This window comes from Cellulomonas sp. (genome assembly GCF_015234515.1).
Taxonomy (GTDB): Bacteria; Actinomycetota; Actinomycetes; order Actinomycetales; family Cellulomonadaceae; genus Cellulomonas.
On sequence record NZ_JADGMY010000007.1, the window covers coordinates 15,765 to 39,159 of the forward strand.

Here is a 23,395-nt window from a genome sequence, read left to right on the forward strand (position 1 = left end):
CGTCCGCCATATGACGCTTTCGCAGGTGATGCGTGCCTGGACGTGCCTCGGTCTGCATGTCTGGGCGGGAGTGCGGGTGTGGTCCGACGTCGTGCCGTGCGCCCGTGTCCCCTCACGGGGCGACGTGCGTGGTCCGGGTCGGACACGCGAGGGCCGGGACGTGTGCCGTGCGGCACCGTCCCGGCCGTGCGTGACTCAGACGCGGCGACGCTTCGGCGGACGGCAGCCGTTGTGGGCCTGCGGCGTCACGTCCTGGATCGAACCGACCTCGAGGCCGGCAGCCGTCAGCGAGCGGATCGCCGTCTCACGGCCCGAGCCGGGGCCCTTGACGAAGACGTCGACCTTGCGCATGCCGTGCTCCTGCGCGCGACGCGCGGCCGCCTCGGCGGCGAGCTGCGCGGCGAACGGGGTCGACTTGCGCGAGCCCTTGAAGCCGACCTGGCCGGACGAGGCCCAGGCGATCACGGCGCCCGCCGGGTCGGTGATGGACACGATGGTGTTGTTGAACGTGCTCTTGATGTGCGCCTGGCCGTGGGAGACGTTCTTCTTCTCCTTGCGGCGCGGCTTGCGCACGGCGGTACGAGTCTTGGGAGGCATCTGCTTGTTCTCTCCGAGTTTCCAGGTGTGAGGTCGGTGTGTCCGACGCGTGGGCGACGGCGCGCGAGGCGCTGGCCGTGCCGGGCGCGCGGGCTACTTCCGGCCGGCCTTCTTCTTGCCGGCGACGGTGCGCTTGGGGCCCTTGCGGGTACGCGCGTTGGTCTTGGTGCGCTGACCACGCACCGGGAGGCCGCGGCGGTGACGCAGACCCTCGTAGCTGCCGATCTCGACCTTGCGGCGGATGTCGGCGGCGATCTCGCGACGGAGGTCACCCTCGAGCTTGAAGCTGCCCTCGAGGAAGTCGCGCAGGGCGACGAGCTCGGTGTCGCCCAGGTCCTTGACCCGGACGTCGGGGCTGATGCCCGTGGCGGCCAGGGCCTGGTGCGCACGCGTGCGCCCGACCCCGAAGATGTACGTGAGGGCGACCTCGACCCGCTTGTCGCGGGGAAGGTCGACACCGATGAGACGTGCCATGTGCCTGGTGGCTCCTGTACTGCACTCGGAGGTCTGCCGCACCGTCCTCCCGCAGTCCTTGCGGGCCCCAGCCTCCGAGCTGAGGGTTCGCCGTCACAGGGGCCCGGGGGCCGCGGTCACGGAGTGGCGGTGCGCTTGCTGCCCCGGCGAGGGGGCGGTGGTGCTTGCTGCTCAGCCCTGGCGCTGCTTGTGGCGCAGGTTCTCGCAGATCACCTGGACGCGACCGTGCCGGCGGATCACCTTGCACTTGTCGCAGATCTTCTTGACGCTCGGCTTGACCTTCATCGCGTTCGTTCCTCCGCCGCCGCGCCCGGGCCACGTGGGTCCGACCGACGGCGTCTCGATGGTGGTGGTTACTTGTAGCGGTAGACGATGCGCCCGCGGGACAAGTCGTACGGGCTGAGCTCGACGACCACCCGGTCCTCGGGGAGGATCCGGATGTAGTGCTGACGCATCTTGCCCGAGATGTGGGCGAGCACCTTGTGGCCGTTCGCGAGCTCCACGCGGAACATCGCATTGGGCAGCGCTTCGACAACGCTGCCCTCGATCTCGATCACGCCGTCCTTCTTGGCCATGTCCTCCGCTAACTGTCGTGCTCGACTTGTCCTGCCGGTGGTCGCCCCACCCCGCTGACCGTCCGGCGGACGCGCCGGACCCGCACGAGATCGTGCGGGCTGATCGAGGGGTGACTGGTCGCCGATCGAACGGCGCACACAACCAACGAACAATCATACGGCATCCCGGCGGCGCCCGGTACCGCGACCCGGGGGGCCTCCCCGGAGGGCGTCAGAGTGCCGCGACCTCGACACCGAGGGCGCGCAGCCGCGCCGCGCCGCCGTCGCGGGCCGTGAGCACGACGACGCCGTCCTCGAGGATCGCGACGGTGTGCTCCCAGTGCGCCGCCCTCGACCCGTCGTCGGTGACGACCGTCCAGTCGTCGGCCAGCGTGTGGTTCTCCTGCGAGCCGCGCACCAGCATCGGCTCGACGGCCACGCACAGGCCGGGACGCAGCTTGAGGCCGCGGTCGCGGGTGCGGAAGTTCGGGACGTCGGGCGGCTGGTGCATCGCGGTGCCGATCCCGTGGCCGACGTAGTCCTCGACGATGCCGAACGGTGCGGCGGACGCCCGCGCGGCCGCGGCCTCGACGACGTCCTCGACGGCCTCCCCCACCACGGAGAGCCGGTCGCCCGTGGCGAGCGCCGCGATGCCGGCCCACATGGCGTCCTCGGTCGTGGCGGCGAGCTCCACGTCCGCGGGGTCCGCGGGGTCCAGGACGACCGTGAAGGCGGAGTCACCGTGCCAGCCGTCGACGACCGCACCGCAGTCCACCGAGACGACGTCGCCGGGCTGCAGCACGCGAGCGCCGGGGATCCCGTGGACGATCTCGTCGTTGACCGAGACGCACAGCGATGCGGGGTAGCCGTGGTACCCCAGGAACGACGGGGTGCCACCGCGTGACGTGATGACGTCCTCGGCCACCGCGTCGAGCTGGGCGGTGGTCATGCCCGGCGCGAGCGCGTCACGCACGGCGTCGAGGGCGTCCGCGACGACCAGCCCTGCGCGCCGCATGACGGCGACCTGCTCCGGTGTCTTGTACTCGACGCGTTCACGCCCGAACACGACTACCCCCTCAGGAGGCTGACGGGCTCAGCACGGCCATGAGCCGTGCCGTGACCTCGTCGACCTCGCCCAGGCCGTCGACCTGCACGAGCAGGCCACGGGCCGCGTAGACCCGCGAGATCGGCGCGGTCTGCTCGGCGTACACGTCGAGCCGGTGCCGGACGACGTCCTCCGTGTCGTCCGCACGGCCCTCGATCTGCGCGCGCTTCGTCAGGCGGTCGACGACGACCTGCGGGTCGACCGTGAGCTCCACCGCGAGGTCGAGCTCGGTCCCCGCAGCGGCCAGGATCTCGTCGAGCGCTGCCACCTGGGCGACGTTGCGCGGGTACCCGTCCAGCAGGAACCCGTCGACCGCGTCGGCCTGCGCGAGCCGGTCCCGCACGAGCTCGTTCGTCAGCTCGTCGGGGACCAGCGCGCCGGACGCCGTGATGTCCTGCACGCGCCGGCCCAGCTCCGTGCCGTTCTTGATGTTCGAGCGGAAGATGTCGCCCGTCGAGATGGCCGGGACGCCCAGCCGCTCGGCCAGGCGGGCGGCCTGCGTTCCCTTGCCCGCACCGGGGGGGCCGAGCAGGACCAGACGTGAACTCAACGCAAGAACCCTTCGTAGTGCCGCTGCTGCAGCTGGGACTCGATCTGCTTGACGGTCTCGAGGCCGACACCCACGACGATGAGGATCGACGCCCCACCGAACGGGATGTTGGCGCCCACGCCCAGCACGATGAACGCGATCATCGGGATGAGCGCGACCAGTGCCAGGTAGATCGATCCCGGCGTGGTGATGCGGGTGATGACGTAGTCGAGGTACTCGGCCGTCGGTCGGCCGGCCCGGATGCCCGGGATGAACCCGCCGTACTTCTTCATGTTGTCCGCGACCTCGTCCGGGTTGAACGTGATCGCCGTGTAGAAGAAGCAGAAGAAGATGATCAGGACGATGTAGATCCCGATGTGCAGGGGGGCGGCCGGGTCGGCGACGTTCACGCTGATCCACTGCACCCAGCCCGCGGTCGCGTCACCGAACTGCGCGATCAGCGTCGGCACCGCGAGCAGCGAGGACGCGAAGATCACGGGGATGACGCCGGCCATGTTGATCTTGATCGGGATGTAGGTGCTCGACCCGCCGTACATGCGGCGCCCGACCATGCGCTTCGCGTACTGCACCGGGATCCGGCGCTGCGACTGCTCGACGAAGACGACGAGGCCGATGATCAGCACCACGATGGCCAGCACCGCGACGAACTTGCCGGCACCGTTGTTGCCACCGGCGATCGACCACAGCGCGCCGGGGAACGACGCGGCGATCGACGTGAAGATGAGCAGCGACATGCCGTTGCCGACACCGCGCTCGGTGATGAGCTCGCCGAACCACATGATCAGGCCGGTGCCCGCGGTCATGGTGATGACCATGATGAGGAGCGTCAGCGGCGTGTCGTCGGGGATGACCTCGAGCGTGCAGCCCTGGAACAGGTTGCCGCTGCGGGCGAACGTGATGATCGTCGTCGACTGCAGGATCGCCAGGCCGATGGTCAGGTACCGCGTGTACTGCGTGAGCTTCGCGGTGCCGGACTGCCCCTCCTTGTGGAGCTCCTCGAACTTGGGGATCACCACGCGCAGGAGCTGGACGATGATGCTCGCGGTGATGTAGGGCATGATCCCCAGCGCGAACACCGACAGCTGGAGCAGGGCGCCACCGCTGAACAGGTTGACCAGTCCGAGCAGGTCGTTGTCCGCGGTCTGCGCGATGCAGGCCTGCACGTTGGGATAGCTCACACCGGGGGTCGGCAGGAACGACCCGACACGGAAGAGCACCATCATCCCGATGGTGAAGAGCAGCTTGCGCCGCAGGTCGGGCGTTCTGAACGCCCGAGCGAATGCACTGAGCACCTGTCGTCCTCCTGCTGTGTGGGCCGTCCTCCGACCCCGTCGCCGTCGATGAGCGGGACGGACCGCCGGTAGAGACTACCCCGCGGACGGCCTGGTGCCGGACCCGATCGAGTGGTGGACGTCGCGGCGACGCCGCGCGACCCCCAGCAGGAGCGACCCGGCGCCGATCCCCACGACCGCGACGAGCGCCGCCCGCAGCACGTCGACGCCGGTGACCGCGAGCGCCCCGCTGCCTGTGCGAGCCCCGCCGACCGCCGTCGACGGCGCGCCGGCGCCCCCCGCCACCGTCGACGCCGAGGGGACGGCCGTCGGACCGGGGGCGGGTGTCGACGTGGGTCCGGGCGGAGCCGTGTCGCCCGAGATCTGGAAGCGGACGACGAACGACGCCGCGCGCTCCCCCACGGCGGCCCCGTTGCCGGAGGTGGCGGCGAGCGGCAGCCCGTACCCGACCTCGACCCGCGTGGACGCGCCCCGCGGCAGGTGCGCCTGCGCGATGAGCGTGTCACCCGCGACGTCCAGGGCGCGGAAGGAGGCGCCGTCCGACTGCGACACGGTGGTCCAGTCCAGGCGCAGGTCGTCGTAGAACCCGTCCCCGGCGCCCGGGTCCGCCTCGAGCAGGTCGACCTGCGTCACCCAGGCACGCAGCGTGCCACCCGTGGGCCCGTCGTTGCGGACGGTCACCGCACGCCGGGCCCGGTCACCGGGCACCGCCACGGGCAGGCCGACGAACGACAGCTCCGCGCTCGCCTGCGTGGACCCGTCCCAGGCGAGCGACAGCGTGGGCCCGTCCCAGGCGACGTCGACGGCCGCGGCGGGGACGGCCGGTGCGACGGTCATCAGCAGCGCGGCCGTCGCGACCGCGGCGAGCCGCGCGCGCCTCACGGCGCGCCGCCCGGCCGGGACGTGGAGAAGGTGAAGGTGAGTCGGTGCGTGGGCTCGGCGGACGGGACCAGCGTCTGGCGCGCCGTGGCGGTCCAGGAGTCCGTGGCGGTCAGCGGCGCCGGCGCGCCCGGGCCGGGGATGACGGGCGTGCCCGTGACCGTCGCCGTGTTGGTGTGGCTGCCGGTGACGGGCACGAAGCGCGCCACGAGGCACCAGTACTCGGAGACGAGGGTGGTGCTCGACGTGTACGCGGTCGTCCACGGCGTCGAGGACGTCGCCGCGGTGGCGGTCGTCGCGGTGGTGCAGGCGGCGGCCGAGGTGACCTTGTGCAGCGACCAGCGCGACGCGCCGAAGACGCCGCCCGTGATGCTCGGCGTCACCGTGTACGTCAGGCCGCGGTGCCCCTGCGCGAGGGAGTCGACCTGCACGGGGACCGCCACGGCCCCACCCGTCGACGCGTCGCCGTAGAGCGCGGCCGCCTGCGCAGGACCGAGCTCGAACGTGAGGGACTGCCGGTCGGCGGTCGCGTAGGTCGCGAGCGTGCCGGGCGTCGCGGGCGCACCGACGCCGAAGACCGTGACGCCCACCGGCATGCGCGCGGTGCCACTGACCTCGGCGCGCCACAGCGCGAGCGTGCTGCCCGTCCCGGCACCCACGAGGACGGCCACGAGCAGCACGGCGCCCGAGAGCAGCCACCCGTGCGGGCGGCGCCACGCGGCGCGCGTCGCGTCCTGGGTCATGAGAAGCCCTCTCCCTGACGCACCTGGGCCAGCTCCACGACCACCGTGCCCAGCGCGGTCACGGGTGCAGAGCCGACCGCGGTGGGAGCGACGACGACCGACGACGTGCCGGTGTACGCGAGGGTGACGGTCACCGACCAGGGCGTCGTGCCCCACGCCGCGACCTCCGCGGGCGTGATGTTGTCGGTGCCGGCGGGGACCGTGACGGGCGAGCCGACCGCCCGGGGTGCCGACGACGTGCCGTCGGGCATGGTCACGACGTACGTGGCGGTGACCCGACCGGCGGGCACGAGGTTCGGGGGGCTCGCCCAGCGCACGTTGACGTGCGCGGCCAGGTTGTCACCCGTGAGCACCGTACGGAACCGCTGGCGCAGCGTGAACGTGTCGCCGGGCGTCGCGAGGTGGTTCGCCGTCATCTGGTCGCCCTGCATCGCGAACGAGTGGGCGGGCGTGACGCCCGGGCTCGTCTCCGTCCAGGTCGGGGTGCCGACGAGCTCGAGCGCCAGGTTGCCCGAGCGGACGACCGGCATCGCGAGCGAGGCGTCCTCGCCCCACAGCGCATACGTGATCCCGGCCGTCGCACCCGCCACGACCAGGGCGGACGCCACCAGCGACAGCGTGCGGCGCGCCCTCATCGGCCGTGCTCCGCAGGCGGTGCGGCCACGGGTGCGGCGGCGGGTGCGGCGGTGGGTGCGGCGGCGGGTGCGGCCTGGGGAGGCGCGCCGGCGTCCGCCGCGGAGGCCTGCGACGTGCCGTCCGCCCGGCGCCGCTCCGGGCGCAGGACCATGACGGCGCCGTAGCCGAGCAGCGCCACGGCGACGCCGACCACCAGCAGCCCGCGCTGCTGCCCCAGGTAGAGGGACACGTAGCCGACCCACGGCACGTGGTACACGGCCTCGGCCTTGATCTGCGCGGGCAGCAGCGGGGCGTCGTCGGCGCTGTTGGCGTCACCGCGCGTGACGAACATCGTGCCCTCGGCCGTGAAGACCTTCCCGACCACGCGGTGCGTGATGAGCGTCGGGTCGTCGGAGACCGGCTGGAACGTCACGACGTCGCCGACCCGGACCTCGGCCGGCGCGTCCTTCACGCCACGCACGACCACCACGTCGCCGGGGTCGTACGTCGGCACCATCGAGCCGGTGAGCACCGTGAGCGCCGCACCGTCGAGGGCCTTGGGAACCACGGCGAGCGCCACCGCGGCGGCGAGGAGCACGAGCAGCGCGAAGGTCGCCAGCGCGGAGACGAGACCGGAGAACCAGCTGTCGCGCTGGGCGGCGGGCGTGGTGCTCACGGGGTCCTCCTCGGGTGGTCGACGTCGCGGGGTCGCGTGGGGCGGGGTCGGGCAGGACGGGCCGTGGGCCCGCCCTGCCCGGAGGTCAGGACGAGAAGCCCGCGCCCGTGCGGACCTGCGTCAGCGACACGCCCACGTTGCCCAGCGCGGTCGACGCGGTGACGTTGTTGCGGGCCTGGCCGGCACCCGTGTCCGTGAAGGTCGCCGTGACGACCACCGTGAGGGTCGTCGTGCCGTCCGCCCCCACGACGATCGTGCTCGGCGCGGAAGCCTCCTGGCTCGTCGCGTTGGCGGCGAAGCGGAGCGTGGCCGGTGCGCCGTAAGCGCCGGATGCCACGGGCGTGGTGGTGTCGCCCTCGGCGAACACCTCGTAACCGAGGACCAGGCCGTTGAGGGCGGAGGGTGCGACCGACGCGAGGTCGAGCCGGGCCGCCAGGTTGTCGCCCACGAGCGTGACGTCGACCGTCTGCGTGCCCTTGGCGACGTCACCGGGCACCATGCGCCAGGTCGCGAGGTCGATCGTGTGGCCCGCGTCCCCCCGGGGTGCCGACGCGTCGGTCCACGAGAGCGCCGCGTCCGCCACGACGTTCAGGTCGCCGTTGACGATCGTGCCGCCGGCGATCGAGTCCTGGGCGCTCCAGAGCGCGAACGTCGAACCACCGGTGAGCAGTGCGATACCGGCGACGCCGGCGATGATGCCCTTGGTCTTGCTCTTCATGGTCGTGCCTTTCTGAGGGTGGTCGCCCGGAGGGCGGAGCAGCGCGTCCGGGCGGGCGTCTGCGGGTTCCTGGGTGGGACGGGTGGGGCTGCGGACCGTGGTCCGTGCATCAGGGAGCCGGCACCACCGTCCCCGTGGCCGTGCAGGTGACCGTGGCACCGACCGCGAGAGTGCCGAGGTTCACGGACGTGCCCGGCGGACGGTCGGGACAGGTGAGGGTGGTCGTGCCACCGGTCGACGTGGGACCGTCGATCGTCGAGCGGGTCTGCGACCAGGCGTCGGAGACCACGACCCCGCTCAGCGGCACCGAGCCCGTGTTGCTCACGACGTAGCGCCACACGACCGAGGTGCCGGGCGCCATCTCGACACCGCTCGCGAGCTCCGTCGTGAGCGCCGTCGCGAGGTACGCCTGCTTGTCGATCGCGATGCCGGGTCGGTAGAGGTCGAGCCGCGCGCACTGGCCGGCCGCCTGCGCCGCGGAGCCTGCGACGCAGGTGACGCCACCGTTGACGGCCGCGGTGGACACCGCCACGACGTTGGTCAGCACCTGGTCGCCGGGACCGCCGACGCTGGACCTCATCGTCATGGGGTACGTCAGGGTGACCGAGCCGTTGGCGGGTACGGCGCCGCTCCACGTGAACCGGCCGGTGCCGTCGTCGGCGAAGGTCGAGCCCGCGGGGCGCGTCACCGCCCCGAGGGTCGCGTCGTCGATCGCGCCGGCGTAGTCGTCCACGACGTACGCCGTGACCGCAGCGGCCCCCGTGTTCGAGACCGTCACGGTGTACGTCACCACGCCACCCGCGGGCATGGTCGCGGCGTTCGCGGTCTTGGTGACCCGCACCGCGGCAGTCAGTGTGACCTGCCAGTCCTCGACCTCGCCGGCGACGATGGGCGTCGTGGCGGTCAGGAGCTGGACGTCCGTGGTGGCGATCGCGACGCGCAGCGTCCGCGGGCCGAGCTGCGGCGCGGTGACGGTCACGCCCGACCACGTGAGGGTGGCGGCGCCGGCCGTGCAGGCCGCGGTCCCCGTCGCCTCACCCGCGTCGAACGCGCCGTTGGCGTTCCAGTCGAGCCAGCCCCGGACACGTCCGCCCGTGCACCTCGCGGACAGGGAGTAGGTCGATGCGACCCCCACCCGCGCCGTGAGCGTGGGCGCAGCAGCGAACGCGTCCTCGTCGGGCGTGGCCGTCGTCGCACCGGTGGTGCCGTCGGGCACCGCCCAGCCGGTGTCACCGGTCGCGTCGACGCTCTGCGGCACCGTGCGGTTGGGGAACGCCTGGGCGCCGAGGCGCGTGGCCGGCGCGGCCATCGTGGCGAGCGTGAAGCCGGCGGCCAGCACGTTGGTGGCGGTCGAACCGACCGTCGTCCCCGCGGTCCACGTCGGCTCCACGACGGCAGGTCCGTGCCCGTAGGTCGAGGCCGCGTCGCCGTAGTCGGCGCCGAGGACGTACCCGACGGCCGCCGCGCTCTGCCCCTCGCTCCCGTCGAGGTGGATGTTGAGCGTCGTGGCCCCCTGTGCCAGCGCCACGGCGGTCGCCGAGTACTGCCCGGCCGGGCACTCCCCGCTCGCCGAGAACGTCAGGGCGTTGCCCGACACGGCAGCGCGGTACTGGGTGCCGCACGTCCCGGCGTAGCGGTCGATGACGCGCCAGGTGGTCGTCGTCGTGCCGGTCGCCCTCAAGGACTCGGCCGCCTTGGTCGACTCGGCGTCCGCGACCACGAGGCCGGCGAGCGGCACGGTCTGGACCGTGCGCGTCCCGGTGAAGCCGGCGGCGGCGTAGGTGGCCAGCTCGGCCCTGCACGACACGGTGACGTCACGGTCGGTGCCCAGGGGCGCCCTGACGCCGGAGACGAGGTTGTTGTCGACACCCTGCGCCGTCCGGTAGAGCTGCGGGAGCCCGTCGGCCGTCCACGTGCCGGGACGGTAGACGTCGACGTCGTGCTGGTACCCGCGGGTCATCGTGCACGCGACCTCCAGGCGGGCGTCGGCGCTGAGGTCCTGCCGGGTGGTGACCGTCGTGGTCGCGTCGGTGTACGTGTACGGCGGTCTGGCGGACCTGGTGCCACCCGGGAGCACCTGACCGGCGGTTCCCCAGTTGATCCAGACGATGCGGTCCTTGTAGCGCCCTGCGCCCTCGGTGGCCATGAGAGCGGACCCGCTGTTCGTGCTCGTGGTGAGATCACCGACCGCCGCCGCAGCGGGCGGCGCGGTCATGGCGTCGACGACCGGCGCGAGCCCGAGACCGAGCACGAGCGCGAGCGCTGCGCCGAGGGCGGCGCGACGTGCGCCACCACCACGCTGCTCGCGCGCGACTGCATGCATGACCGGCTCCCGGGTTCCCGTGGCGACCGTCGGCGTGCGCTCCTGGCGAGCGCACGCTCCTGGCGGACGACCGCGTGCGCCGCCAGTACGTCACCTGTGCTGGACGAGCGTCCATATGCACAGATCGGTCGAGATCGGTCACAACGGTGCCTAGGGCCACACAACGACAGGTGCTATCCCCCAGCCGCCCGACGACTTTCACCCGAGCGCCCGAAAGTCGAAAGTGTCTGCCCGCATGAGCGCCGCCCGGCGCTGCCTCGTCGACGTCGTCGTCGCGAGCCCCAGGTCGCGCGGCGCAGCCGCGCCGCCCGGAAGCACTCCCCCACAACGACGCAGCGGGCGGCCCCGGGATCTCTCCCGGGACCGCCCGCTGCGGGTGGTCCGACCGTGCGGACGCCTGCAGGGCGTCAGCCCTGCGCGACGCTCCCGCCGGCAGCCTCGATCTTGTCCTTCGCCGACGCGGAGTACGCGTCCACGTCGACGGAGACCTTGACGGTCAGCTCGCCGTCACCCAGCACCTTGACGCGCTGGCCCTTGCGGACCGCACCCTTGGCGACCAGGTCGGCGACCGTCACGTCGCCACCGTCGGGGTACAGCGCCGAGAGCTTGTCCAGGTTGACGACCTGGTACTCGACGCGGAACGGGTTCTTGAAGCCACGGAGCTTCGGCAGCCGCATGTGCAGCGGCATCTGCCCGCCCTCGAAGCGGTCCGGCACCTGGTACCGGGCCTTGGTGCCCTTGGTACCACGGCCGGCCGTCTTGCCCTTGGACGCCTCACCACGACCCACACGGGTCTTGGCGGTCTTGGCGCCCGGGGCCGGACGCAGGTGGTGCACCTTGAGGGTGCCACCGGCGCCGGGCTGGGCAGCGGCCTCGGCGGCAGCCTTCGCGGCAGCCGTCGGAGCCTTCTTCTTCGCCGGGGCCTTGTCGGCCTTCGCGGAGGACTCAGCCGTGGAGTCGGCCTTGGCGGACGAGGCCGCCTTGGTCTTCTTCTCCGCAGCCGGAGCGGACTCCGTCTTGGCGGCGGCCTTCTTCGCCGGAGCCTTCTTGGCAGCCTTGGGCGCCTCGGTCTCCGTCGTCTCGTCGGCCTTCTTGTCAGCCTTCTTGTCGTCGGCCATGGTCACTCGACCTCCTCGACCGCGACCAGGTGCGTCACCGTGTTGACCATGCCGCGGATCTCAGGGCGGTCCTCCTTGACGACGACGTCGCCGATCCGCTTCAGGCCCAGGGTGCGCAGCGTGTCGCGCTGGTTCTGCTTACCGCCGATGGCGGACCGGGTCTGGGTCACCTTGAGGCGGGCCATCATGCACCTGCCTTCGCCGACGCCGCGGCACGGCCCTCGGCCTGCGCGCGCAGCAGCGCGTGCGGCGCGACGTGGTCGAGCGGCAGCCCACGACGGGCGGCCACGGCCTCGGGCTCCTCGAGGGAGCGCAGGGCCTCGACCGTGGCGTGCACGATGTTGATCGCGTTGGTCGACCCGAGCGACTTGCTGAGCACGTCGTGGATCCCGGCGCACTCGAGCACCGCACGCACCGGACCACCGGCGATCACACCGGTACCCGGCGACGCGGGACGCAGGAAGACGACACCCGCGGCCTTCTCGCCCGTGACGGGGTGAGGGATGGTGCCCTGGATGCGGGGGACGCGGAAGAAGCTCTTCTTCGCCTCCTCGACACCCTTGGCGATCGCCGCGGGCACCTCCTTGGCCTTGCCGTAGCCGACGCCGACCGTGCCGTCGCCGTCGCCCACCACGACCAGCGCGGTGAAGCTGAACCGGCGGCCGCCCTTGACGACCTTGGCGACACGGTTGATGGTCACGACGCGCTCGACGAACGCGCTCTTCTCGGGGGCGTCACGCCGCCCGCCGTCACGACGGCCGCCGTCCCGGCGGTCGCCGCCGGTGCCACCGGCACCGGTGTTGCTGCGCTGAGGAGCAGCCATCAGAGAGTCCTCTTCTTCGATGCGGAGTTCGTCGTCACAGGTTCAGACCGCCCTCGCGTGCGCCGTCGGCGACCGCAGCGACCCGACCGTGGTACTTGTTGCCGCCGCGGTCGAACACGACAGCCTCGACGCCGGCGGCCTTGGCGCGGGCAGCGACGAGCTCGCCGACCTTCCGGGCCTTGGCCGTCTTGTCGCCGTCGTCCGCGCGCAGGTCGGCCTCGAGGGTCGACGCGTACGCGACCGTCTTGCCGATCGCGTCGTCCACGACCTGGGCGGTCATGTGCCGCGCGGAGCGCGTCACGACGAGGCGGGGACGAGCAGCCGTGCCGACCACCTTCTTGCGCAGGCGCAGGTGACGACGCCGACGAGCGACGGTCGTGCCCTTGCCTCTGATGCCGATAGCCATGGCTACTTCCCAGCCTTTCCGACCTTGCGGCGCACGTTCTCGCCCGCGTACCGCACGCCCTTGCCCTTGTAGGGCTCCGGCTTGCGGATCTTGCGGATGTTCGCGGCGACCTCGCCCACCTGCTGCTTGTCGATGCCCTGGACCGAGAACTTCGTCGCGGACTCGACCGCGAACGTGATGCCGGCCGGGGGCTCGACGACCACAGGGTGGCTGAAGCCGAGCGCGAACTCGAGGTTGTCACCCTTCGCCAGCACGCGGTAACCGGTGCCGACGATCTCGAGCTTCTTGGTGTAGCCCTCCGTGACGCCGGTGACCAGGTTGGCCAGCAGCGTGCGGGTCAGGCCGTGCAGCGAGCGCGAGTTGCGCTCGTCGTCGGGACGCGTCACCACGAGGGCGCCCGCGTCGTCGCGGTCCACCGTGAGGGGCGCCGCAACCGTGTGGCTGAGCGTGCCCTTGGGACCCTTGACCGTCACGACCTGGTCGTCGATGGCGACATCGACGCCTGCCGGCACCGGGACGGGGATCCTGCCGATTCGAGACATGGCTGTTCTCCTCTCCGTCTCGGACTTACCAGACGTAGGCGAGGACTTCCCCACCCACGCCCTTCTTGGCGGCCTGCTTGTCGGTCAGCAGCCCCGAGGACGTGGACAGGATCGCCACGCCCAGGCCGCCGAGCACCTTCGGCAGGTTGGTCGACTTGGCGTACACGCGCAGGCCCGGCTTGGACACGCGCTTCACGCCGGCGAGCGCACGCTCGCGGTTGGGGCCGTACTTCAGGGTGATCGTGAGGTTCTTGCCCACGGGCGCGTCCTCGACGGTCCAGCCGGAGATGTAACCCTCGGCCTGCAGGATCTCGGCGACGTGGCTCTTCAGCTTCGAGAACGGGATCGTCACCGTGTCGTGGTGCGCCGAGTTCGCGTTGCGCAGACGCGTCAGGAAGTCTGCGATCGGGTCGGTCATGGTCATCGGGCGTCAGCCCTTTCTCGCCGGGGTATCCGCGGCCCCGTACAGGGCCGCGGACCTACCGACGTCAGGAGGGTGTTGCAGGTGCTGGTGCTACCAGCTGCTCTTGGTCACGCCGGGGAGCTCGCCACGGTGGGCCATCTCCCGCACGCAGATCCGGCACAGGCCGAACTTGCGGTACACCGAGTGCGGGCGCCCGCACTTCTGGCAGCGCGTGTAACCGCGGACCGCGAACTTGGGCTTCGCGGCCGCCTTGTTGATGAGGGCGGTCTTCGCCATGTCAGTTCTCCTTGAACGGGAAGCCGAGGAGCTTGAGGAGCGCGCGGCCCTCGTCGTCCGTCGTCGCGGTGGTCACGATCGTGATGTCCATGCCGCGGACACGGTCGATCTTGTCCTGGTCGATCTCGTGGAACACCGACTGCTCCACGAGGCCGAACGTGTAGTTGCCGTGCCCGTCGAACTGCTTGGGCGACAGGCCGCGGAAGTCGCGGATGCGCGGCAGCGCCGTCGACAGCAGGCGGTCGAGGAACTCCCAGGCACGGTCGCCACGCAGCGTGACGTGCGCGCCGATCGGCATGCCCTCACGCAGCTTGAACTGCGCGATGGACTTGCGGGCCTTGGTGACCTGCGGCTTCTGACCCGTGATCTGGGTCAGGTCGCGGATCGCGCCCTCGATGAGCTTGGAGTCCTTCGCAGCATCGCCGACACCCATGTTGACGACGACCTTGACCAGTCGCGCCACCTGGTTGATGTTCTCGTGGCTGAACTGCTCGAAGAGCGCCGAACGGATCTCGTCGTTGTAGCGCGACTTGAGCCGCGGCAGAGCCGGGGCCTCGATGGTGGTCTCGGTCATCAGATGTCCTTACCGGAGCGCTTGGCGACGCGGACGCGCACAGTGCGCGTGCGCCCGTCGCGCTCGACCTGCTCGGTGCGGTAGCCGACCCGGGTGCCCTTCTTGGTCTCCGGGTCCACGAGCATCACGTTGCTGATGTGGATGGGGGCCTCGATCGTCTCGATGCCGCCGGTGCGGGTGCCGCGCGAGGTCTGGCCGGCCTTCGTGTGCTTCTGCACACGCTGGACGCCCTCGACGACGACGCGCTGCGTCTCGGGGAGGACCTCGAGCACACGGCCCTGCTGGCCCTTGTCACGACCCGAGATCACGAGGACGAGGTCGCCCTTCTTGATCTTCGCCATGGTCAGATCACCTCCGGAGCGAGCGAGATGATCTTCATGAACTTCTTGTCACGCAGCTCCCGGCCCACCGGGCCGAAGATGCGCGTGCCACGAGGCTCTCCGTCGTTCTTGAGGATCACGGCCGCGTTCTCGTCGAACTTGATGTACGAGCCGTCGGGACGCCGACGCTCCTTGCGGGTGCGGACGATGACCGCCTTGACGACGTCGCCCTTCTTCACGTTGCCGCCGGGGATGGCGTCCTTCACGGTGGCGACGATGACGTCACCGATGCCCGCGTACCGGCGGCCGGAGCCGCCGAGCACACGGATGCAGAGGATCTCCTTGGCACCCGTGTTGTCGGCGACACGCAGTCGCGACTCCTGCTGGATCATCTACCTACTCCTGTCGTCTGGCGGGTTCTCGCTCGCACGGCGGCGGCGAGCCTGGCCATCCGGATGGTTGCCGTGGTGCACACGCCGCGGGCGGGAGACCCGCCCGCGTCGTGGGCAACTGTCGTGGTGCTGTGCTGCCGGGGCCTCGCGGCCGTCGGCAGGGTTACTTGGCCTTCTGGTGGATCTCGACGAGGCGCCAGCGCTTGGCTGCCGACAGCGGCCGGGTCTCCATGATCTCGACCAGGTCGCCGACGCCGGCGGCGTTCAGCTCGTCGTGCACCTTCACCTTGCTGGTACGGCGGATGACCTTGCCGTACAGCGGGTGCTTGACGCGGTCCTCGACCTCGACGACGACCGTCTTGTCCATCTTGTCGGACACGACGTAGCCGCGGCGGGTCTTACGGTACGCGCGGGGGTCCGACGTCGCCGTCGTCTGCTCGTGCTTCGTGGTCATGATTGCCTCACTCCGCGCTCGGGGCGGTACGGATGCCGAGCTCACGCTCGCGCAGGATCGTGTAGATGCGCGCGATGTCGCGGCGGACGGCCTTGAGGCGCCCGTGGCTCTCGAGCTGACCGGTCGCGGACTGGAAGCGGAGGTTGAACAGCTCCTCCTTGGCCTTCTTCAGCTCGGCGACCAGCTTCTCGTCGTCGAAGGTGTCCAGCTCGGTGGGAGCCAGATCCTTGGTTCCGATAGCCATCAGTTACCACCCTCGCGCACGATGAAACGTGTCTTCATCGGGAGCTTGTGCTGCGCACGACGCATGGCCTCGCGCGCGAGCGGCTCCGGGACACCGGCGAGCTCGAACAGAACTCGGCCCGGCTTGACGTTGGCGATCCACCACTCGGGCGAGCCCTTGCCGGAACCCATGCGGGTCTCGGCGGGCTTCTTCGTGAGGGGACGGTCCGGGTAGATGTTGATCCAGACCTTCCCACCACGCTTGATGTGGCGGGTCATGGCGATACGAGCAGCCTCGATCTGCCGGTTGGTGACGTAGGCGGGCTCGAGAGCCTGGATGCCGAACTCACCAAACGAGATCTGCGTGCCACCGGTCGCGGCGCCGGAGCGCCCCGGGTGGTGCTGCTTGCGGTGCTTCAGCCTGCGCGGGATCAGCACGGCTCAGGCCTCCGTTCCGGACTCGGTGGGAGCGTCCGCCGCGGGCGCCGCCTCGGCAGCCGGGGCGGGTGCGTCCTGACGCTCCGGCCGACGTGCACCGGTGCGGGGACCACGGTCGCCACGGTCGCCACGGTCTCCACGCGGGCCGCCACGGGAAGGACGGGGAGCCTGCGAAGCCTGCTCGCGCGCCCACTCCTTCTCGGTCATGTCGCCCTTGTAGACCCAGACCTTCACGCCGATGCGGCCGAAGGTCGTGCGGGCCTCGAAGAAGCCGTAGTCGATGTTCGCGCGCAGCGTGTGCAGCGGCACACGACCCTCGCGGTAGAACTCCGTCCGGCTCATCTCCGCGCCGCCGAGGCGGCCGGAGACCTGCACGCGGATGCCCTTGGCACCCGCGCGCTGAGCCGACTGGATGCCCTTGCGCATGGCACGACGGAACGAGACACGGCTCGCCAGCTGCTCGGCGATGCCCTGGGCGACCAGCTGAGCCTCGATCTCGGCGTTCTTGACCTCGAGGATGTTCAGCTGGACCTGCTTGCCCGTGAGCTTCTCGAGCTCGCCACGGATGCGGTCGGCCTCCGCGCCACGACGCCCGATGACGATGCCCGGGCGGGCGGTGTGGATGTCGACGCGCACACGGTCACGCGTGCGCTCGATCTCCACCTTGGCGATGCCGGCACGCTCGAGACCCGTGCTCATCAGCTTGCGGATCTGCACGTCCTCGCGGACGTAGTCGCGGTAGCGCTGACCCGGCTTCGTCGAGTCGGCGAACCACCGCGAACGGTGATCGGTCGTGATGCCCAGGCGGTACCCGAGCGGGTTGACTTTCTGTCCCACTATCGGGCCCGTCCCTTCGTCTCACGCTCAGCGACGACCACGGTGATGTGGCTCGTGCGCTTGAGGATCTGGCTGGCCCGACCCTGTGCCCGCGGACGGAACCGCTTGAGCGTCGGACCCTCGTCGACGAAGACCTCCGAGATGAAGAGGTCTGCCTCGTCGAGTCGCTCGCTGTTGCGCTTGGCCCCCTCGACCGCATTGGCGACCGCGGACTGCACCGTCTTCAAGACGGGCTCTGCCGCGGCCTGCGGCGCGAACTTCAGCACCGCCACGGCCTCCGCCGCCTGCTTGCCACGGATGAGGTCCACGACGCGGCGGGCCTTCTGGGGCGTGACGCGGACGAACCGCGCCTTCGCCTTGGCTTCCATCGCTGTCCTGCTCTCTTGTCTCTGCCGTCAGGGCGTCACCAGGCTGACCCGGGGGTCAGCGGCGACGGCCCTTCCGGTCGTCCTTCTCGTGGCCGCGGAACGTCCGCGTGGGGGCGAACTCGCCGAGCTTGTGCCCGACCATCGACTCCGTCACGAAGACCGGGGTGTGCTTGCGGCCGTCGTGCACCGCGAACGTGTGGCCGAGGAAGTCCGGCGTGATCATCGAACGACGAGACCACGTCTTGATGACGTTCTTCGTGCCGGCCTCGTTCTGAGCGTCGACCTTCTTCTGCAGGTGGCCGTCGACGAACGGGCCCTTCTTGAGGCTGCGAGGCATTCTCTCGGGCTCCTATCAGCGCTTCTTGCCGGTGCGCCGACGGCGCACGATGAGCTTGTCGCTCGGCTTGTTCGGACGACGGGTCCGGCCCTCAGGCTGGCCCCACGGGCTCACGGGGTGACGTCCACCGGACGTCTTGCCCTCACCACCACCATGCGGGTGGTCGATCGGGTTCATCGCGACACCACGGACGGAGGGGCGCTTGCCCTTCCACCGCATGCGGCCGGCCTTGCCCCAGTTGATGTTCGACTGCTCGGCGTTGCCCACCTCGCCGACCGTCGCGCGGCAGCGCAGGTCGACGTTGCGGATCTCGCCGGACGGCATGCGCAGCTGCGCGTACGGGCCGTCCTTGGCGACAAGCTGGACCGAGGCGCCAGCCGAACGGGCGATCTTCGCGCCGCCACCGGGCTTGAGCTCGATGGCGTGGATGACCGTACCGGTCGGGATGTTGCGCAGCGGGAGGTTGTTGCCGGGCTTGATGTCGGCCCCGGCGCCTGCCTCGAGCATGTCGCCCTGCGACACCTTGTTGGGGGCGAGGATGTACCGCTTCTCGCCGTCCGCGTAGTGCAGCAGCGCGATGCGCGCGGTGCGGTTCGGGTCGTACTCGATGTGCGCGACCTTGGCCGGCACGCCGTCCTTGTCGTGACGACGGAAGTCGATCACGCGGTAGGCGCGCTTGTGCCCGCCGCCCTGGTGACGCGTCGTGATGCGACCGGTCGAGTTACGACCGCCGGTCTTGTGCAGCGGACGGACGAGCGACTTCTCCGGCTGCGAGCGCGTGATCTCGACGAAGTCGGCGACGCTCGAGCCGCGGCGGCCAGGCGTCGTCGGCTTGTACTTGCGGATTCCCATGAAAGTAAGTCCTCTTCGCTCTCGGTCAGCCGACCGGTCCGCCGAAGATGTCGATCGATCCCTCGCGGAGGGTGACGATCGCACGCTTCGTGTTCTTGCGGCGGCCGATGCCGAAGCGGGTCCGGCGGGCCTTGCCCTGACGGTTCGCGGTGTTGACCGACTCGACCTTGACGCCGAAGACGTGCTCGACGGCGATCTTGATCTCGGTCTTGTTGGCCCGGGGGTCGACGAGGAAGGTGTACTTCCCCTCGTCGAGCAGGCCGTAGCTCTTCTCCGAGACGACCGGCGCGATCAGGATGTCGCGCGGGTCCTTGCCGACGGCGGTCACTTCGTCTCCTCGTTGGCCTCGGACTCGGAAGCGACAGCCTTCGCGCCCTTGACGGGGCCGGCGAGGAACGCGTCGAGCGCGCCCTGCGTGAAGACCACGTCGTCCGAGATGAGGACGTCGTAGGTGTTGAGCTGGTCGGCGACGAGCAGGTGGACCCGCTCGACGTTCCGCAGCGACTTCCAGGTGATCTCGTCCTGACGCTCGACGACCACGAGGACGTGCTTGCGGCCGGAGAGGTTGTCGAGGACCGCGATCGCGGACTTCGTCGACGGGACCTCGCCCGGGGCGAAGCCCGTGACGACGTGGACGCGACCGGCACGCGCGCGGTCCGAGAGAGCACCGCGGAGCGCCGCGGCCTTCATCTTCTTCGGGGTCCGCTGCGAGTAGTCACGCGGGGTGGGGCCGTGGACGACGCCACCACCGGCGAACTGCGGCGCACGGGTCGAGCCCTGACGGGCGCGGCCGGTGCCCTTCTGCTTGTACGGCTTCCTGCCACCACCGCGGACCTCGCCGCGGCTCTTGGTGTCGTGGGTGCCCTGGCGCGCCGCGGCGAGCTGGGCGACGACGACCTGGTGGATCAGCGGGACGTTCGTCGTGGCGTCGAAGACGTCACCGGGCAGGTCGGCCGTTCCGGCCTTCTTGCCCTTCTCGTCGAGGACGTCGACGGTCAGCGTGTCGCTCATCGAGGTCACGCACCCTTCGCAGCGGAACGCACGACCACGACGCCGCCCTTGGGGCCGGGAACCGCGCCCTTGACGAGCAGCAGACCCCTCTCGACGTCGATCGCGTGCACGGTCAGGTTCTGGGTGGTCTGACGGGCGACGCCCATCCGACCGGCCATCTTGATGCCCTTGAACACGCGCGACGGCGTCGATGCGCCACCGATCGAGCCGGGCTTGCGGTGGTTGCGGTGCGCACCGTGGGAGGCGCCGACGCCGTGGAAGCCGTGACGCTTCATGACACCGGCCGTGCCCTTGCCCTTGGTGGTACCGGTGACGTCCACGACCTGGCCGGCCTCGAAGGCACCGGCCGTGATCTCCTGCCCGAGCGTGTACTCGGCAGCGTTGGACGTACGGATCTCGGCCACATGCCGACGGGGGGTGACCCCCGCCTTCTCGAAGTGGCCCTTGAGCGGCTTGGTGACCTTGCGCGGGTCGATCTGGCCGTAGGCCAGCTGGACCGAGCTGTAGCCGTCGCTCTCAGCGGAGCGGACCTGCGTCACGACGTTCGTACCCACGGCGACGACGGTGACGGGAACGAGGCGGCCTGCCTCGTCCCACACCTGCGTCATGCCGAGCTTGGTGCCGAGCAGCGCCGTGACGGGGCGCGCGTTCTGCTGGGTAACCATGAAGATCAGTCCCTTCCCAGCGGTTTCAGAGCTTGATCTCGATGTTCACGTCCGCAGGCAGGTCGAGACGCATGAGCGAGTCGACGGCCTTCGGCGTGGGATCGATGATGTCGATGAGCCGCTTGTGCGTACGCATCTCGAAGTGCTCGCGGCTGTCCTTGTACTTGTGGGGCGACCGGATGACGCAGAAGACGTTCTTCTCCGTCGGCAGCGGCACCGGACCCACGACCGACGCACCAGCGCGAGTCACCGTGTCGACGATCTTGCGCGCCGAGCTGTCGATGACCTCGTGGTCGTAGGACTTGAGCCGGATGCGGATCTTCTGTCCCGCCATGGCGTCGTCTACTTCTCTCTCTCGAAATACCGGTCCGTCCGACCCCCGCACTCGGGCGTGTCGCTCTGCGCGACGCGCCTCTGTGCTGCGTTCCGTTCCCGGAAAGGGGCCGTGGTTGTCGTCGAACGCTCCCCACCGGGTGACCCCGAGGTCCGAGCGCTCGCCACGTCTGTCCGCCCAGCCGATAGGCGCGCGTGAACGCACACCCCGGCGGGCAACCCCGACAGTCTGCCAGACCGGACGAGGAAACGGCAACTCCGCCCGCGTCACACCCGTCGCCGCCCCGGCAGAGGACGCGGCCCGGCTCAGGGAAGGCGCTCGACCGTGACGCCGCCCGCGCCCCCGGCGACCACGAGCTCCCAGTGGTCCGCCTCGGCGTCGAAGCCCGCCGTCGTCAGGGCGGCGCCCGCACCGAGACCACCCGTGCGGTCCCCGTCGAGGGCCACCCATCCCACGCCGGACTCCACCGTGACGCGCGCCGCGTCACCGCGTGCCAGGCGGAACCGCAGGTCGTCGGTCCCCGCGCTCACCTCGGCGCGGCTCGCACCGTCCGCCGGCGGCAGCGCCACGGCGAGCACCGCGGCCCCTCCTGCGACCTCGACCGCCTGCACGTCGAGCCCCGCGAGGTCCAGATCCGCGTCGTCCGCACCCACCGTCATGCGCAAGGTCCAGCGCACGTCGGGCGAGAGGCGGATCGTGGTGGTCGCACCCGTGACCCGGACGTCGTGCTCCCCCGCCGTCGCGGCGTAGGTGGCCGTCGCGTCGTCACCGGCGCCCCGTGCGTCGAGCAGGGCGCCGGCGGGGGCGTCCCCTGTCAGCAGCACGCGGCCCCCGCGGGCGTCCAGCACGAGCGTCGCGGCCCCACCGGCACCCCGCGGTACCCGCACGGAGTCGTCCCGGCGCGCCCCGCCGTCGCCCCACGGGCGGGCGACGAGCGCGATGGCGACAGCGACGAGCACGCCGCCCGCCACGACCGCCCATCCGATCCGTCGTTGCCGGTCCACGCCCAGGACCGGGGCCCGGTGCCGCTCTCGTCGCCGCTCGTCCACCGCGCGACAGTAGCGGCGCACGGTCCCGCGCGCCCGGGGACGACGCGGTGCCGGGGACGCGACGCAGGCGGACCGACGACGCAGGGCCCGGAAGCCGAAGCTCCCGGGCCCTGCGTGGTGGATCAGCCCCGAGGGGCGAGGATCACTTGGTGATCTTGGTGACGCGGCCCGAGCCGACGGTGCGGCCACCCTCGCGGATGGCGAAGCCGAGGCCCTCCTCCATGGCGATGGGCTGGATCAGCGTCACGGAGATCTCCGTGTTGTCGCCGGGCATGACCATCTCGGTGCCCTCGGGCAGCGTGATGACACCGGTGACGTCCGTCGTCCGGAAGTAGAACTGGGGACGGTAGTTCCCGTAGAACGGGTTGTGACGGCCACCCTCGTCCTTGGACAGGATGTAGACCTGGCCCTCGAACTCGGTGTGCGGCGTGATCGAGCCCGGCTTGACGACGACCTGGCCGCGCTCGACCTCCTCGCGCTTCGTGCCGCGCAGGAGCAGGCCGACGTTCTCGCCCGCCTCGGCGTAGTCGAGCAGCTTGCGGAACATCTCGACACCGGTGACGGTGGTCTTGATCGCCTTCTCCTTGATGCCGACGATCTCCACCTCCTCGTTCACCTTGAGCGAGCCGCGCTCGACACGACCGGTGACGACCGTGCCACGGCCGGTGATCGTGAAGACGTCCTCGATCGGCATGAGGAACGGCTTGTCGATCTCGCGGACCGGGTCCGGCACGTTCTCGTCCACGGCGTCGAGCAGGTCCTCGACGGACTTGACCCACTGCGGGTCGCCCTCGAGCGCCTTGAGGCCCGACACGCGGACGACCGGGGCGTTGTCGCCGTCGAAGTCCTGCGACGACAGCAGCTCGCGGACCTCCATCTCGACGAGCTCGAGGATCTCCTCGTCGTCGACCATGTCGGCCTTGTTGAGCGCCACGAGCAGGTACGGCACGCCGACCTGACGGGCCAGCAGCACGTGCTCACGCGTCTGGGCCATCGGGCCGTCGGTCGCCGCGACCACGAGGATGGCGCCGTCCATCTGCGCCGCGCCCGTGATCATGTTCTTGATGTAGTCGGCGTGACCGGGGGCGTCGACGTGCGCGTAGTGACGCTTCTCGGTCTGGTACTCGACGTGCGCGATGTTGATGGTGATACCGCGCTGCTTCTCCTCAGGCGCCTTGTCGATCTGGTCGAACGGCGTGAAGGGGTTCAGGTCGGGGTACTTGTCGTGCAGCACCTTCGAGATGGCCGCGGTCAGCGTCGTCTTGCCGTGGTCGACGTGGCCGATCGTCCCGATGTTGACGTGCGGCTTCGTCCGCTCGAACTTCGCCTTGCCCACTGGGTGTCCTCCTCAGGACTTGGTAGAGATTGCCCGACGGCAGCCACCTCACGGTACCTGCTCGACGTGCGGTCCTACGGGTCGGATGTGT

Annotated in this window: 36 protein-coding genes; all 36 read right to left on the reverse strand. The window is 70.7% G+C overall.

The annotated features are described in order from the left end of the window. Positions 1-195: 195 nt before the first annotated feature. Complete coding sequence (gene rpsK, locus IR158_RS01700) at positions 196-597, reverse strand: 30S ribosomal protein S11 (RefSeq protein WP_291808651.1); 402 nt, start codon at positions 595-597, stop codon at positions 196-198. A 93-nt stretch (positions 598-690) separates the two neighbouring features. Beyond that, entirely contained in the window at positions 691-1,071 is a 381-nt protein-coding gene (gene rpsM / locus IR158_RS01705) for a 30S ribosomal protein S13 (RefSeq protein ID WP_046528974.1), read from the reverse strand. A gap of 171 nt (positions 1,072-1,242) precedes the next feature. Continuing rightward, positions 1,243-1,356 (reverse strand): 50S ribosomal protein L36, encoded by a 114-nt coding sequence (rpmJ, locus tag IR158_RS01710; RefSeq protein ID WP_013117849.1) that lies wholly within the window; start codon positions 1,354-1,356, stop codon positions 1,243-1,245. A 68-nt stretch (positions 1,357-1,424) separates the two neighbouring features. Beyond that, positions 1,425-1,646 (reverse strand): translation initiation factor IF-1, encoded by a 222-nt coding sequence (gene infA / locus IR158_RS01715; protein ID WP_012867920.1) that lies wholly within the window; start codon positions 1,644-1,646, stop codon positions 1,425-1,427. A gap of 211 nt (positions 1,647-1,857) precedes the next feature. Continuing rightward, entirely contained in the window at positions 1,858-2,691 is an 834-nt protein-coding gene (gene map / locus IR158_RS01720; RefSeq protein WP_291808675.1) for a type I methionyl aminopeptidase, read from the reverse strand. Between the two features lie 10 nt (positions 2,692-2,701). Beyond that, positions 2,702-3,280 (reverse strand): adenylate kinase, encoded by a 579-nt coding sequence (locus tag IR158_RS01725; RefSeq protein ID WP_291808677.1) that lies wholly within the window; start codon positions 3,278-3,280, stop codon positions 2,702-2,704. Continuing rightward, positions 3,277-4,572, reverse strand: a complete 1,296-nt coding sequence (gene secY, locus IR158_RS01730) for a preprotein translocase subunit SecY (RefSeq protein WP_291808680.1) — start codon at positions 4,570-4,572, stop codon at positions 3,277-3,279. Before secY ends, IR158_RS01725 begins: the two co-directional genes overlap by 4 nt. A gap of 75 nt (positions 4,573-4,647) precedes the next feature. Then, positions 4,648-5,454, reverse strand: coding sequence for a hypothetical protein (locus tag IR158_RS01735; protein ID WP_291808683.1), 807 nt, complete (start codon positions 5,452-5,454; stop codon positions 4,648-4,650). Continuing rightward, positions 5,451-6,194: a hypothetical protein gene (locus IR158_RS01740; protein WP_291808685.1), complete on the reverse strand. Its 744-nt coding sequence runs from the start codon at positions 6,192-6,194 to the stop codon at positions 5,451-5,453. The genes IR158_RS01735 and IR158_RS01740 overlap by 4 nt, the downstream gene beginning before the upstream one ends. Continuing rightward, a complete protein-coding gene (locus tag IR158_RS01745) occupies positions 6,191-6,829 on the reverse strand; it encodes a hypothetical protein (RefSeq protein ID WP_291808688.1) in 639 nt (212 codons plus the stop codon). The genes IR158_RS01740 and IR158_RS01745 overlap by 4 nt, the downstream gene beginning before the upstream one ends. Continuing rightward, positions 6,826-7,485 carry a signal peptidase I gene (locus IR158_RS01750; RefSeq protein WP_291808691.1) on the reverse strand — a complete coding sequence of 220 codons (660 nt, stop codon included), beginning with the start codon at positions 7,483-7,485 and terminating at the stop codon, positions 6,826-6,828. Before IR158_RS01750 ends, IR158_RS01745 begins: the two co-directional genes overlap by 4 nt. Before the next feature lie 85 nt (positions 7,486-7,570). After that, the gene (locus tag IR158_RS01755) at positions 7,571-8,203 is read right to left on the reverse strand and encodes an alternate-type signal peptide domain-containing protein (RefSeq protein ID WP_291808694.1); all 633 of its coding nucleotides are present in this window, start codon (positions 8,201-8,203) and stop codon (positions 7,571-7,573) included. A gap of 109 nt (positions 8,204-8,312) precedes the next feature. Then, positions 8,313-10,526, reverse strand: coding sequence for a CshA/CshB family fibrillar adhesin-related protein (locus tag IR158_RS01760; RefSeq protein ID WP_291808697.1), 2,214 nt, complete (start codon positions 10,524-10,526; stop codon positions 8,313-8,315). A 407-nt stretch (positions 10,527-10,933) separates the two neighbouring features. Continuing rightward, entirely contained in the window at positions 10,934-11,644 is a 711-nt protein-coding gene (gene rplO / locus IR158_RS01765; RefSeq protein WP_291808700.1) for a 50S ribosomal protein L15, read from the reverse strand. Positions 11,645-11,646: 2 nt separating this feature from the next. Beyond that, the gene (gene rpmD / locus IR158_RS01770; RefSeq protein ID WP_191782373.1) at positions 11,647-11,829 is read right to left on the reverse strand and encodes a 50S ribosomal protein L30; all 183 of its coding nucleotides are present in this window, start codon (positions 11,827-11,829) and stop codon (positions 11,647-11,649) included. Continuing rightward, on the reverse strand, positions 11,829-12,467 hold the full coding sequence (rpsE, locus tag IR158_RS01775; protein WP_191782370.1) for a 30S ribosomal protein S5: 639 nt from the start codon (positions 12,465-12,467) through the stop codon (positions 11,829-11,831). The genes rpmD and rpsE overlap by 1 nt, the downstream gene beginning before the upstream one ends. A gap of 34 nt (positions 12,468-12,501) precedes the next feature. Next, positions 12,502-12,873 (reverse strand): 50S ribosomal protein L18, encoded by a 372-nt coding sequence (gene rplR, locus IR158_RS01780; RefSeq protein ID WP_291808707.1) that lies wholly within the window; start codon positions 12,871-12,873, stop codon positions 12,502-12,504. 2 nt (positions 12,874-12,875) lie between these two features. Then, positions 12,876-13,415 carry a 50S ribosomal protein L6 gene (rplF, locus tag IR158_RS01785; RefSeq protein ID WP_227576128.1) on the reverse strand — a complete coding sequence of 180 codons (540 nt, stop codon included), beginning with the start codon at positions 13,413-13,415 and terminating at the stop codon, positions 12,876-12,878. Positions 13,416-13,440: 25 nt separating this feature from the next. Further along, positions 13,441-13,839: a 30S ribosomal protein S8 gene (rpsH, locus tag IR158_RS01790; protein WP_191782362.1), complete on the reverse strand. Its 399-nt coding sequence runs from the start codon at positions 13,837-13,839 to the stop codon at positions 13,441-13,443. Between the two features lie 90 nt (positions 13,840-13,929). Continuing rightward, a complete protein-coding gene (locus IR158_RS01795) occupies positions 13,930-14,115 on the reverse strand; it encodes a type Z 30S ribosomal protein S14 (RefSeq protein WP_046528982.1) in 186 nt (61 codons plus the stop codon). Between the two features lies 1 nt (position 14,116). After that, positions 14,117-14,689, reverse strand: coding sequence for a 50S ribosomal protein L5 (gene rplE / locus IR158_RS01800; protein WP_227576129.1), 573 nt, complete (start codon positions 14,687-14,689; stop codon positions 14,117-14,119). Continuing rightward, the gene (gene rplX / locus IR158_RS01805) at positions 14,689-15,030 is read right to left on the reverse strand and encodes a 50S ribosomal protein L24 (protein ID WP_203671262.1); all 342 of its coding nucleotides are present in this window, start codon (positions 15,028-15,030) and stop codon (positions 14,689-14,691) included. Before rplX ends, rplE begins: the two co-directional genes overlap by 1 nt. A gap of 2 nt (positions 15,031-15,032) precedes the next feature. Further along, positions 15,033-15,401 carry a 50S ribosomal protein L14 gene (gene rplN, locus IR158_RS01810; protein ID WP_013117868.1) on the reverse strand — a complete coding sequence of 123 codons (369 nt, stop codon included), beginning with the start codon at positions 15,399-15,401 and terminating at the stop codon, positions 15,033-15,035. A gap of 163 nt (positions 15,402-15,564) precedes the next feature. Next, on the reverse strand, positions 15,565-15,855 hold the full coding sequence (gene rpsQ, locus IR158_RS01815; RefSeq protein ID WP_227576130.1) for a 30S ribosomal protein S17: 291 nt from the start codon (positions 15,853-15,855) through the stop codon (positions 15,565-15,567). 7 nt (positions 15,856-15,862) lie between these two features. After that, positions 15,863-16,099 carry a 50S ribosomal protein L29 gene (gene rpmC, locus IR158_RS01820; protein WP_227576131.1) on the reverse strand — a complete coding sequence of 79 codons (237 nt, stop codon included), beginning with the start codon at positions 16,097-16,099 and terminating at the stop codon, positions 15,863-15,865. After that, positions 16,099-16,515: a 50S ribosomal protein L16 gene (gene rplP, locus IR158_RS01825; RefSeq protein WP_291808727.1), complete on the reverse strand. Its 417-nt coding sequence runs from the start codon at positions 16,513-16,515 to the stop codon at positions 16,099-16,101. The genes rpmC and rplP overlap by 1 nt, the downstream gene beginning before the upstream one ends. A gap of 3 nt (positions 16,516-16,518) precedes the next feature. After that, positions 16,519-17,352: a 30S ribosomal protein S3 gene (rpsC, locus tag IR158_RS01830; protein ID WP_227576132.1), complete on the reverse strand. Its 834-nt coding sequence runs from the start codon at positions 17,350-17,352 to the stop codon at positions 16,519-16,521. Continuing rightward, positions 17,352-17,720 carry a 50S ribosomal protein L22 gene (gene rplV / locus IR158_RS01835; RefSeq protein WP_013117873.1) on the reverse strand — a complete coding sequence of 123 codons (369 nt, stop codon included), beginning with the start codon at positions 17,718-17,720 and terminating at the stop codon, positions 17,352-17,354. Before rplV ends, rpsC begins: the two co-directional genes overlap by 1 nt. A 55-nt stretch (positions 17,721-17,775) precedes the next feature. After that, the gene (rpsS, locus tag IR158_RS01840; RefSeq protein WP_013117874.1) at positions 17,776-18,057 is read right to left on the reverse strand and encodes a 30S ribosomal protein S19; all 282 of its coding nucleotides are present in this window, start codon (positions 18,055-18,057) and stop codon (positions 17,776-17,778) included. A gap of 15 nt (positions 18,058-18,072) precedes the next feature. Continuing rightward, complete coding sequence (gene rplB / locus IR158_RS01845) at positions 18,073-18,909, reverse strand: 50S ribosomal protein L2 (protein WP_291808730.1); 837 nt, start codon at positions 18,907-18,909, stop codon at positions 18,073-18,075. A gap of 25 nt (positions 18,910-18,934) precedes the next feature. Further along, the gene (gene rplW / locus IR158_RS01850) at positions 18,935-19,237 is read right to left on the reverse strand and encodes a 50S ribosomal protein L23 (protein WP_227576135.1); all 303 of its coding nucleotides are present in this window, start codon (positions 19,235-19,237) and stop codon (positions 18,935-18,937) included. Continuing rightward, complete coding sequence (rplD, locus tag IR158_RS01855; protein ID WP_208195833.1) at positions 19,234-19,920, reverse strand: 50S ribosomal protein L4; 687 nt, start codon at positions 19,918-19,920, stop codon at positions 19,234-19,236. The genes rplW and rplD overlap by 4 nt, the downstream gene beginning before the upstream one ends. A gap of 5 nt (positions 19,921-19,925) precedes the next feature. Then, positions 19,926-20,585 (reverse strand): 50S ribosomal protein L3, encoded by a 660-nt coding sequence (rplC, locus tag IR158_RS01860; RefSeq protein WP_191782349.1) that lies wholly within the window; start codon positions 20,583-20,585, stop codon positions 19,926-19,928. Between the two features lie 25 nt (positions 20,586-20,610). Beyond that, entirely contained in the window at positions 20,611-20,919 is a 309-nt protein-coding gene (gene rpsJ, locus IR158_RS01865) for a 30S ribosomal protein S10 (RefSeq protein WP_013117879.1), read from the reverse strand. Positions 20,920-21,224: 305 nt separating this feature from the next. Then, positions 21,225-21,968: a hypothetical protein gene (locus tag IR158_RS01870; RefSeq protein WP_291808742.1), complete on the reverse strand. Its 744-nt coding sequence runs from the start codon at positions 21,966-21,968 to the stop codon at positions 21,225-21,227. 142 nt (positions 21,969-22,110) lie between these two features. Beyond that, complete coding sequence (gene tuf / locus IR158_RS01875) at positions 22,111-23,304, reverse strand: elongation factor Tu (RefSeq protein ID WP_227576136.1); 1,194 nt, start codon at positions 23,302-23,304, stop codon at positions 22,111-22,113. Positions 23,305-23,395 lie beyond the last annotated feature (91 nt).